General features: G+C 37.7%; 9 protein-coding genes. 6 read left to right on the top strand and 3 right to left on the bottom strand.

The genetic code is table 11. The features are described 5' to 3' along the window. Positions 1-45: 45 nt before the first annotated feature. Positions 46-1,557 (top strand): peptide MFS transporter, encoded by a 1,512-nt coding sequence (locus ACIFPW_RS06365; RefSeq protein ID WP_430242951.1) that lies wholly within the window; start codon positions 46-48, stop codon positions 1,555-1,557. 607 nt (positions 1,558-2,164) lie between these two features. Further along, complete coding sequence (locus tag ACIFPW_RS06360) at positions 2,165-2,485, top strand: hypothetical protein (RefSeq protein WP_430242949.1); 321 nt, start codon at positions 2,165-2,167, stop codon at positions 2,483-2,485. 469 nt (positions 2,486-2,954) lie between these two features. Here ACIFPW_RS06360 and ACIFPW_RS06355 read toward each other — a convergent pair whose 3' ends face one another. After that, complete coding sequence (locus tag ACIFPW_RS06355; RefSeq protein WP_430243080.1) at positions 2,955-4,136, bottom strand: ROK family protein; 1,182 nt, start codon at positions 4,134-4,136, stop codon at positions 2,955-2,957. Between the two features lie 138 nt (positions 4,137-4,274). Here ACIFPW_RS06355 and ACIFPW_RS06350 point away from each other — a divergent pair, with 138 nt between their 5' ends. From ACIFPW_RS06350 to ACIFPW_RS06335, 4 genes are all read left to right on the top strand, one after another. Next, on the top strand, positions 4,275-5,576 hold the full coding sequence (locus tag ACIFPW_RS06350) for an extracellular solute-binding protein (protein ID WP_430242947.1): 1,302 nt from the start codon (positions 4,275-4,277) through the stop codon (positions 5,574-5,576). A 204-nt stretch (positions 5,577-5,780) separates the two neighbouring features. Beyond that, positions 5,781-6,659 carry a carbohydrate ABC transporter permease gene (locus ACIFPW_RS06345; RefSeq protein WP_430242945.1) on the top strand — a complete coding sequence of 293 codons (879 nt, stop codon included), beginning with the start codon at positions 5,781-5,783 and terminating at the stop codon, positions 6,657-6,659. Positions 6,660-6,672: 13 nt separating this feature from the next. Continuing rightward, entirely contained in the window at positions 6,673-7,494 is an 822-nt protein-coding gene (locus ACIFPW_RS06340) for a carbohydrate ABC transporter permease (RefSeq protein WP_430242943.1), read from the top strand. 28 nt (positions 7,495-7,522) lie between these two features. Beyond that, entirely contained in the window at positions 7,523-9,634 is a 2,112-nt protein-coding gene (locus ACIFPW_RS06335) for a glycoside hydrolase family 52 protein (RefSeq protein WP_430242941.1), read from the top strand. A 124-nt stretch (positions 9,635-9,758) separates the two neighbouring features. Here ACIFPW_RS06335 and xylE read toward each other — a convergent pair whose 3' ends face one another. Both xylE and ACIFPW_RS06325 read right to left on the bottom strand, forming a co-directional pair. Next, positions 9,759-11,123: a D-xylose transporter XylE gene (xylE, locus tag ACIFPW_RS06330; protein ID WP_430242939.1), complete on the bottom strand. Its 1,365-nt coding sequence runs from the start codon at positions 11,121-11,123 to the stop codon at positions 9,759-9,761. Positions 11,124-11,311: 188 nt separating this feature from the next. Next, positions 11,312-11,932, bottom strand: a complete 621-nt coding sequence (locus tag ACIFPW_RS06325) for a YesL family protein (protein WP_430242937.1) — start codon at positions 11,930-11,932, stop codon at positions 11,312-11,314. Positions 11,933-12,015: the final 83 nt, after the last annotated feature.

The raw sequence follows: 12,015 nt of genomic DNA, 5'->3' as shown, positions 1-12,015 counted from the left end.
TAAAATATTAAAATATTATAGTAAAGGAATAAGGGAGGTAGTATCATGTCATCAATGAATAAACAGAAAATTGTGGATAGCGTCCCTCAAAAAGGTTTCTTTGGACATCCGAAGGGATTATTCACTTTATTTTTCACAGAATTTTGGGAGCGCTTTTCCTATTACGGAATGCGTGCCATCCTTGTATTCTACATGTACTATGAGGTTTCAAAAGGCGGTCTGGGTCTAGAGCAAAACACAGCTTTAGCAATCATGTCGATTTATGGTTCACTTGTATATATGTCCGGAGTAATCGGAGGCTGGTTGGCAGATAGGATATTCGGAACTTCGAAAGCCGTTTTCTACGGTGGAATATTCATCATGTTTGGTCATATTGCATTATCATTTCCAGGAAGTTTAGCTATGTTCTTTGTTTCCATGGTATTGATCGTTGTGGGAACAGGACTATTAAAACCGAATGTTTCAACTGTGGTTGGAGAAATGTACAGCGAAAGTGACACGCGCCGCGATGCAGCTTTCAGTATTTTCTATATGGGTATCAACCTTGGTGCATTCATTGCCCCGCTAATCGTTGGTAAGCTTATGGAAACAAAAGGATTCCATTGGGGATTTGCAGTTGCAGCTGTCGGTATGTTCGTAGGTCTTGTTGTATTCATGTTAACTAAGAAAAAGAATCTTGGTCTAGCTGGTACTTATGTTCCAAACCCGCTTGCCCCATCTGAGAAGAAGAAATATGGATTAATCGCAGGGTTAGTTGTGGTTGGTCTTACTATTATTTTAGGTATTACGATTCCTGCTGGCTTATTTACATTAAACGTATTTATTAATTTAGTAGGCATCTTCGGTATCGTCGTTCCAACCATTTACTTTATCGTGATGTATTATAGTCCGAAAACAACGCAAACTGAACGTTCCAGAGTCATCGCTTACATTCCATTATTTATTGCAGCTGTTATGTTCTGGGCAATTCAAGAACAGGGTTCAACCATCCTTGCAGTTTACGCAGATAAACGAACTGAACTGGAATTCATGGGAATCAGTATATCCCCAGCTTGGTTCCAATCGTTAAACCCGTTATTTATCATTCTATTAGCTCCAGTGTTTGCTTGGATGTGGGTGAAACTTGGCAATCGTCAACCATCGATTCCTAAGAAGTTTTCATTTGGTCTATTGTTTGCTGGTTTATCATTCTTAGTGATACTACTGCCTGTATATTTGGGAGGAGAGGATTCACTAGTAAGTCCATTATGGCTTGTGCTTAGCTATTTTATCGTTGTGCTTGGTGAGCTATGCTTATCACCAGTAGGTCTTTCTGCCACAACCAAATTAGCTCCAGAAGCTTTCTCTGCTCAAACTATGAGTCTATGGTTCTTAGCTTCAGCTGCCGCACAAGCATTGAATGCACAACTTGTTCGTTTCTATACACCAGAAACAGAAACGCTGTACTTCGGGGCAATCGGAGGTATGGCAATCATATTGAGTATTGCACTATTCCTACTTTCACCTAAGATCCAGAAATTGATGAAAGGTGTAAAAATAATTCATTTAACCCTCTGAATGTTTTCAGAGGGTTTTTATATACTTGAAGGGGAATGGAGTGGCTTCTTCAATGCCAGTAAAGTAGAAAAGAATTCCGCTATATAACGGAGTTCTAATCTAACAATTAGAAAAAGTCACATTCACATGTTCTTTTACGACTTCTTCTACGATTATCTTTAAAAAGATAGGCTCCTTTTAACTGGAATTAAAGATTGAGTTATGTGGATTCTTTTGAAATAATTGGTATTAATCCAACGTTCAGTAAGATTGAAATAGCGTTAAATAATAAGACGCTAATAAAAGTATTGATTTGCTTTAAGAGGATTATATTTGAATACCGTAAGACTAGATAAGGTTATCTTATTAACCATGATCACTGCAGCTCCGGAATGTACAATTCTACCGTATCTTGGAATAATTCCGGATCTTTCACTATTTTTCATCTTGCCTCATAGGAGTAATGGCTTCTGTCCTACGGATACAAACCAGTAGTTGAAAACACCGTTAACACATATCGATGTTCCGTAAACTCGGGGTTATCTGGAATAAAGTTCATAGACAAGTCCGTGTTAGTGGCAATTAGTTTGGGGTTGAGAAGAGAAAACTAAGGCATGGGAGGGGAATTATGGGAGAATACCACAATGAAAAATCTATATTAAAAACAAAATTGCAAAAGTTGATTTATATCATACTCTGCCCTGTTGTAGTAGGAATTGTTATTTATATTATTACACTGATTGAAGGCGAGCCGTTTCGGTTAAAAGCTGCGTTGCCATTAATGCTTGGAGTATCGATACCACAATGGATTATTATTCTGTTTTTTCCTCATTTTTACGGTTCACCAGGAAAGAAAGAAAGGCAAAAAGAGAATCAAATTCTGAGGAATACCATCTTTTGTTTGTTAATTTTAACTATCATTCTACTTATCATTTTGTTATTTAATTAACTAACTTTAGGAGTGTAATAATTATTCCACAGTCTGCGATTTTTAACATCACCGATTTAAAAGGATTGTAAAAGAAACGTCAGCAAGGGGTATGAACGGTGAGAAGATTGCAAGCTGTCGATGTAGCCGAATGATCAGATTCTTTTTGATGAAGGAATAATTGAAATGTATGGGGAAGAATCACTTGCATTTGTAAGAACGGGGAAGGGTGATGTAAATACTGTTTACTCAAGAGAGGAAAGATAATATAACTTTTACATTAGGCGATTAAAGGTGAGTTTTATTGAGCGGGAGATCAAATGACAATAGAAGAGCTAAAATGTTTGAACATTTGTTATGATAATAGCACTCACATGCATGTATTTATCGAATTGATTATCCATTAAAAATCGGAAAAAAGAACAACTATTGACTGTTTCTCTTTTCCGATAAGTAACATACTAGGTAGCAAGTAAAGCGGTGCTCTCTTTTAATTAACTAAATCGATCTGAAGAAAGTTTTCAACTGTAAAGGCTACTACGCCTAGGGCAGAAGAATGAGTTGAATGCTCAGAAAAATCAATCCTAAGGCCTTTTTGTTGAAATCTTTGTGTATGATCCTTGATATGTTTGTTTATTGGTTTTTTTAGCCATTTTTTGGCTGAAGCGAGACGATTTCCTATGATAACTTGTTCCGGATTGAATATATTTATGATATTGTTAATGCCGATTCCAAGGTAAGTTCCTATTTCTTCAAACAAATCAGCAGAACGCTGATCCGTATTAGCCAGTTTAATTAATGCATCTAAACAAAGTTCTTTTCCTTTGTGTGGGTTTAACTTTAATTCTTTAGCTTTTTTAAGCAAAGTATTCTCGGAAGCATATAATTCCCAGCACCCCTTATTCCCGCAGCGACATTCGAGGCCATTCACATCAATTGTCATGTGGCCCATCTCTCCTGAAAAACCCTCATGACCCTGATAAAGTTTACCGTTCAAGAGTAAACCAACGCCAATTCCAATTCCAGCACTAACATATACAATATTTTCAAATGCCTGACCAACTCCGAATTTCTTTTCGCCATATGCTCCAGCATTTGCTTCATTTTCGATGATAACAGGAATGGCAAACTCATCTTCAATAATGGTTTTTAACCTAATGTTCTTCCACCCCAGGTTTGGAGCTAATAAAATTTCGCCGTCTTTATTCACAATTCCTGGTACGCCAATTCCAATTCCTATTACACCATATTTGCATGAAGGAGTGTTCATTGAAAGACTCTTGATCATGGCAATGAGTTGAGACTCAATTTTTTTATATGTTAAATCATAGAAATTCAACTTTTCCTCTTTGACAATGTTGCCATTTAAATCTGTTAAGATGCCTAACATGTAGTTTACACCTAGATCAATTCCAATTGAAAAACCGGCAAGCTCGTTGAACAGAAGCATAACGGGTCTTCTGCCACCACTCGATTTTCCAGGGCCAGATTCATATATCAAATCTTCGAGAAGGAGCTCGCTGACAAGAGAGGAAACAGTACTTTTATTAAGCCCGGTCATTTTCGCTATATCCGCTCGTGAAATCGGAGTATTGTCTTTTATTACTTGTAGTACGATCGATTTATTCCCTCTTTTTACAACGTGTTGATTCCAAGTGTGGTTTAGTGTCATTTTCATTTTGTTCCCCTTTTCGATTAACTTCTTACCAGTATTCTAACATAAACTTAGTTTATCCAGTAGACAAACATAAATACATTTGCTATTCTGAATTTACGGAAAGCGGTTTATTAATTATGAGGGGGATTTTAGATGGGTTATAAGAAAGCGGTTACATTTTTTGTGATGGTTATATTCACGGTCTTACTAGCTACAGGTTGTGCTTCTTCAAGTAGTAATGAAGAATCGAGTGGTGATACGAAAACGATTGATTTCATGCACCTTTGGCCTGAAGGGAGTTCTAAAGATCACAATAGAATTGTAAGCGAAATCATTTCGGATTTTGAAAAAGAAAACCCGGATGTGAACGTTAACCTTGAAGTGCTTAGTAATGAACAATATAAAGATAAGTTAAAAGTATTATCTACGTCAGAACAGCTACCCGATGTAGGAATGACTTGGCCGGCAGGATTTTTGGAACCTTATGTGGATGGTGAGATGTTTACACCGCTAGATGATGTTCTGGATGATGGATTAAAAGATCAATTTGTCTCAGGTACAACTGAGGCATATGGGATTGATGGAAAGACGTACGGACTTCCACTTGAATTAAATATTGCAACTGTCTTCTATAACAAAGCGATTTTTGAGAAGTATGGTCTTAAGGCGCCTAAAACGTATGAAGAATTAAAAAACGTAGTAAAAACATTGAATGAAAATAATGTGGAACCAATCGCACTAGGAAATAAAGATAGATGGACTGGCTCATTGTGGTACATGTATCTTGCAGATCGAATTGGTGGATCAGACGTGTTAACTAAAGCTATTGATCGTTCTGGCACTTTTGAAGACCCGGCCTTAGTGTCAGCAGCAGAAAAGGTTCAAAACCTTGTAGACATGGGAGCGTTTGAGAAGGGGTTTAATGGCCTGTCAGATGAAGAAGCCAAAAGTATGTTTATGAACGGACAAGCTGCTATGTATTTAATTGCAACTTGGGATCTACCAAACTACACGACGAATGAAGATGTTCCTCAGGAGTTTAGAGATTCAGTTGATTTCTTTAAATTTCCAACAGTTGAAGGTAGTGGTGTTGAGAATAGTTTCGTTGGTGGTCCAGGTGTTGGGCTTTTTGTAGCGGAAAATTCGGATGTGAAAGAGGAATCGAAGGAATTCGTTAAATTCTTCGTAGAGAAGTGGGGAGAGAAGTCTGTAGAAGAAGCTGGCGTAATCCCTGCAACCAAAGTGAATAGTGAAAATCTAGAGCTTCCAGATATGTACAACGATGTACTGAATGAATTAAATGAATCTAGTAATATCACTTTGTTCGCAGATGTGCAAATGAAGCCAGATGTGGCCCAGATTCACCTTGATGCCATTCAGGCGCTTTTCGGAGGAGAAATTACATCGAAAGAGTTTGCGAAGTTGCACGAGAAAGCACTCTCAGATTCTGAGTAATGGGAAATAAAAGTATAGCTGGCCTCTATTGTAAGTGAGGCCAGTTTCTTTCCTTTCTAATAACAAAAATAGTTAATAAAGAGGCGTCTCAAATTTACTTTGTATTTTGTTTAAACATATTAATTTTTTCATTGAAAATAATGTGGTCGTCCTCTCTAGCGAGTAGGTAGCATTTTCTAATCTGAACAGTATGGAGTTGTGGTTATGAATAAAGTTATGTCGAATAAGTTTGTCATTGCGTTATACGTTCTACCATCTCTGTTATTAATAGGGATCCTCATCTTCATTCCGTTACTATTGAGTGGTTATTATGGGTTAATGGATTGGGATGGTATAAGTGCGATGAAATTTATTGGAATGGATAATTATATCAATGTTATTCAGGATGATAAGTTTTGGGATAGTGCTCTACATTCTTTTCTTCTTGCATTGTTTTCAACACTCAGTTTGATTATCTATCTGGCCATTTCTCTTATCCTCGTATCGAAGATAAAAGGTGCCGATCTATTGAGGAAAATCTATTTGATCCCTATGCTTTTATCTTCTGTTGCGATCGCACAGCTATGGATTAAAGTCTACAATCCAAATAATGGGATACTGAATAGTATTCTTATAGGGATTGGAATTGATAATCCGCCTTCATGGTTAGCGGAGCCTACGCTTGTATTATACGCCATTTTTATCCCAATTCTATGGCAGTATGCAGGGTTTTACATATTGATCTATTATGCTGCGCTTAAGAATATTCCAGATTCGATTATTGAAGCTGCAAGGATTGATGGGGCATCAGCTCTGCAAATCGCTTATAAAATAAAACTTCCTCTTATTATGGGCGTCGTAAAAGTGACTGTCGTACTTGCCATTGTAGGTTCTTTAAAATATTTTGATCTCATTTACGTTATGACTGGCGGAGGGCCGAACGGGGCTAGTGAAGTTATGGCTTCCTATATGTATAAGCTAGCTTTTTCAAATTATGAGTTTGGCTATGGAAGCGCGGTAGGTTTTATGCTTCTTTTAATTACGTTGGTCGTGACACTCATCATTCGTAAACTGACGGAATCGGATGAAAATATCCAGTACTAGGAGGGCTTCTTTTATGAATCGTTTAGGTTATGTCTTGCTCTATCTCTGCTTAGGGATATTAGGTTTATTTCAAATATATCCAATCATTTGGTTGTTCTTATTCTCTCTGAAAGATAATCAAGAGATTTTTTCGGGATCTCCTTTTTCCTTTCCCAGCAAGTTTAATTGGGAAAACTACGAGAAGGTTTGGGATGGAGGGATTGCCCTATATTTCTTCAATAGTGTATGGATTACAGCGGTAGCCATCCTATTAACAGTGCTATTAGCAAGTATGACTACTTTCGCGATAACAAGAATGAATTGGAAATTCAGCAAACTAGTACTGGGCTTATTTATGATTGGTTTGATGATTCCGATTCATTCAGCTCTCATTCCATTGTTTAATATGTTTTTAAATGTGAATTTGATTGATCATCCATTGTCTATTGTTATCACTTATACGGCATATAACTTACCGATCACAATGATGATTTTACTAGGATTCTATTATACGTTGCCCCGTGAGATCGAAGAAGCAGCGATTATTGACGGTTGTTCTATTCATCGATTGTTTTTTAGAATTATTTTGCCAATGACGATTCCAGTTATGTCTACAACCGTAATTATTAATATGATTTATAACTGGAATGAGTTTGTATTTGTTAACACGTTTATTAGCTCAGATAAGTACAAGACGTTAACGGTTGGTATTCAGAATTTCATTGGTCAGTACATGACGGATTGGGGGGCAATCGGAGCTACTTTGATCATTAGTGTGCTACCGATTTTAATTGCATTTATTTTTTTCAGTAACAAGGTTGTAGAAGGAATATCATCTAGTGCAGTTAAAGGATAGCCTATTATAGGAAAAGAGAGGGATAGTTATGCCAGAAAACAATTTTTTTAATGCTCATCATTCACCGATTGGTGCTTTCTCAAGTTTTACATTTGGTTATGGGGGTAATGGTGGTGGACTCGATTTAGAACTAGGGCGTTCACCGAGGAAGAACATATACGTTGGACTGGAATCACTGAAGCAAGAAGGTCATTATGATGCTCTTCCATTCTTTGATGCGAATGACGATGAGAGTAAGCGGTATGATATTGAGAACCCGGATCCTAACCCAGACAATCCTAACATCATTCATTCCTTTCCCAAAGACCAAGTTGAACGAGATTTTCAACTATGTACGGATACCTGGAAAGCAGGTGATTTAACATTTACGGTGTATTCACAGGTTCATACAGTAGAGAATCCAGAAACAGCAAGCGAAGAGGAATTGAAACGAACGCTTGTCCCAGCAGTTCTAGCAGAATTAACCATTGATAATACAAAGGGAGAGAGAAAGCGTCGAGCCTTTTTTGGATACGAAGGGAGCGACCCCTATTCTTCGATGCGGCGATTGGATGATACGGCAGAAGAATTGGCAGGTATCGGTGAAGGAAGAATAACGGCTATAGCAAGTAAGAAGGCTGAAACGAAGTCAGCTATGCACTTTAGTATGGAAAATATCCTAACTACTCCTTTCGAGGAAAATTGGACGTTTGGTCTCGGACCAGTAGGTACGCTTATTGCTGATGTTCCACCAGGGGAAAAAGCGACGTATCAATTTGCCATCTGCTTCTATCGAGGTGGAATTGTGACAGCTGGTATGGATACTTCTTATTTCTACACAAAATACTTTTCAAACATAGAAAGCGTTGCAAACTTCGCCATTGGAAACTTTGATGAGCTGAAACAACGGGCACTGCAAAGCAATGCGATGATTAGTGAAGCAAATTTATCGAACGATCAGAAGTTCATGATGGCCCATGCGGTCCGTAGTTATTATGGAAATACTCAATTACTTGAACATGAAGGGAAGCCTTTCTGGGTAGTTAATGAAGGCGAATATCGCATGATGAATACATTTGATTTAACAGTGGATCAGTTGTTTTTTGAGATGAAAATGAATCCTTGGACAGTGAAGAATGAATTGGATATGTTCATTGATAGATTCAGTTATGAAGATCAAGTTCGTTTTCCAAATGAAGAAGAACTGTATCCAGGTGGAATCAGTTTCACTCATGATATGGGCGTAGCGAATACGATTAGTCGTCCACACTACTCTTCTTATGAAGTGTATGGGATTGATGGATGTTTCTCTCATATGACAGGGGAGCAGCTGGTTAACTGGGTACTCACTGCGTCAGTTTATATTGAACAAACCCATGACGAACAATGGTTATTAGACAACTTAACTATTTTTAAAAGCTGTTTCGAGAGTATGTTAAATCGCGACCATCCAGACCCAGTTCAGCGCAACGGATTGCTAGGGCTGGATTCAAGTCGTGTTATGGGCGGAGCAGAAATTACAACGTATGATAGTTTGGACGTTTCCTTAGGGCAGGCTAGAAATAATATTTACCTTGGAGGGAAAATATGGGCGGCCTATGTCGCGCTAGAAAAGATTTTTTCAGATCAAGGGGAAAAAGAGCTGGCTACATTAGCTGGAAAACAAGCAGAGAAAAGTGCTCATACGATGGCAAGTCATTTGACGGATTCCGGCTATATCCCTGCTGTGATTGGGGAGAATAATGATTCTAGAATTATTCCTGCTATTGAAGGGCTAATCTTTCCATATTATACGAATTGTAAAGAAGCTCTTGATCCAGAAGGAAGATTTGGGGAGTACATTAGGGTTTTAAAAACACATCTCGATACGGTCCTAAAAGAAGGCGTGTGTAAGTTTGATGATGGAGGGTGGAAAATTTCCTCTACTAGTAACAACTCCTGGCTTAGTAAAGTGTATCTTTCTCAATTTATTGCTCGTGAAATATTGCATCACGTTGATGAAAACGGAGCAAAAGCGGATGCGGCGCATGTGAAATGGCTGACACATCCAGAATTGTCAGTTTGGAGCTGGAGTGACCAAATTATCTCTGGTGAAATAACAGGAAGTAAATATTATCCCCGAGGAGTTACAAGTATTCTATGGTTAGAAGAAAAGGAATAATACTGACAAAAGGACGAAACCGATTAGGTTTCGTCCTTTTGTTTTGCTAAGTGTGGGAGCATTACAATGAACAAGCTCCCCGCGAAGCGAGGAGCTTTCATGAGATTACGCCAATTTCTTTTCCTTAATACCTTTTTTTTCGTAAAAGCATTTCTAATTCTTCTAATGATTTTCCTTTTGTTTCAGGAACAAACTTCCATACAAACATGGCTGATAGAATACTCATAATTCCATAAAAAGAGTATGTCAGACCACCGCTTACTTCCATCATCATAGGATAAGTAGAAGAGATTAAGTAGTTAGCCGCCCATTGAGCAGCAACAGCGATTGCGACGGCTTGTCCTCGGATTTTGTTCGGGAAAATTTCTGAAATTAATACCCAAACGATCGGTCCCCAGGACATCATAAAGGAAGCTGTATAAATAATAATGAAAACTAACGTGGCAATTCCGATAATGCCAGAGAAAGCCATTCCAGCTACGCCGAACATTCCGATTGTCATACCGATTGAGCCGACAATGAGAAGGGGTTTTCTGCCCCATTTGTCTACCGTTAAGATGGCGATAATCGTAAAGATCACATTGACTAATCCCATGATAATCGTCTGAACCATTGAGGCGTCTCGTGCTGCTCCCATACTTTCAAATATTCGTGGTGCATAATAGAGAGCTACATTTATTCCTACAAACTGTTGGAAAATAGATAGCAAAATACCTACAAATACGATGGTTTTCCCAAAAGCAAAGAGTTTTGCTTTATTCGTGTCAAATGAATTTTTTATCTCATATAGGGTTGCCCTAGCCATCGTTTGATCATGAATTTTTGAAAGGATAGCAAACGCTTCTTCATTTTTATTGATAGATACGAGGTACCTTGGTGTCTTAGGCACCGTAAACAATAGCAACAAGAATAATAGAGCCGGGATAGCTTCAGAAGCAAACATATACCTCCAGCCTATATCATTCATCCATTCTAGGGGTTGCCCCTTAGCGATGCCCCAGTTAACGAAATAGACGACGAGCATCCCGAAAATAATAGCGAATTGGTTAAGAGATACTAACGTTCCTCTTATATTAGATGGAGCGATTTCTCCAATGTACATTGGAGAAACAGCTGAGGCTAATCCAACCCCGATCCCACCTATGATTCTATAAAGATTAAACATAATTAACAAAGAGTAAGTCGGCTCATCACCATAGCCAAAAAACAAAAATTCGGGATAAGCTGAGCCGAGAGCTGATAGTAAAAAGAGTACAGCAGCTAGTATAAGAGAATATTTTCTGCCAATCTTTTTGGAAAAGTAACCTGATAAAACCCCACCGATGATACAGCCAATTAACGCACTTGATACAGTAAGTCCGTGAACCAGCGAGCTTAGCTGTAAATGATCTGAGAAGTATGTCTGTAGTGACCCTTCTGCCCCAGAAATTACTGCCGTATCGTAACCGAATAAAAGTCCTCCTAAAGTTGCAACAAGGGTGATTAACATAATGTAAATGCTCCGTTTTAGTTCCATTTTTTTACAGAGTAGAGAATATCCACTCTTTCCTCCCTTCAAATGAAATCGCTTGCAATGTTTTCATTTTATCAAAGGTTTCTTAGTTTGTATAGTGGATAAACTAACTATAGGTTTATTTTTATTTATGATAGAAATCACTGGAGCATGTTTGTAAGTTCTCATAGATGTTGAATCGAGTTTTTACTGGTTACTTTAGAAAATGCATGAAGAGATAGCCACATAAGAATGAAAGCTGTTGCACTTCCTCCGAAGATAAACGCTAGTGCAGGTAGTAGTTTAATTATAAAATAGATAGACGTTAGACAAATAACCATCATTATCGTAGTTAAGGGGCTAAGCAACATTATAAAGAAAGTATTTTTGAAGACAGTGCTCAGCTTAATTTCGAAATGAACAAAAGTAGGGAAAATGTATAAGAATAGTAGTCCAATCAATAGAATAAAAGCGAACAAAGGAATATAAGTCCATTGAACTGGATTTATGTGCTTGATGTAAAACAAATCAAGACAAATAAAGCCAATCAAGAAATATAAAATTGCTCCTAGAATATTTCCTTTCCAAAAATCTGCTTTATAATAATGCCAGAATGATTTACTGATTGATAACTGTGTATTTCCTTTTAACCATTGTCTAATAACAGCAAACATAGCAAGCGTAGAAGGGAAGATCCCAAGTAGAATCCCTCCTCCTAATGAAAATAGTAACCAAAGCAAATTGAGAAGAGCTAGTTTCGTAATCCACTCAAAGGTACTATAAAAAGCATTAAATGTATTTGTCATTTCTATACCCCCGTCTTAAAACATAGCTATTAGCTTATGTGTTTAGATTACTATAAGCTAAAAAAAAGTATATCACAATAGCC

This window comes from Pseudalkalibacillus sp. NRS-1564, from assembly GCF_050467905.1.
GTDB classification, from domain to species: Bacteria; Bacillota; Bacilli; order Bacillales; family Guptibacillaceae; genus Guptibacillus; species Guptibacillus hwajinpoensis_B.
Note: the sequence above shows the minus strand (reverse complement) of the source record. Positions and strands in the feature narration are given on the sequence as shown.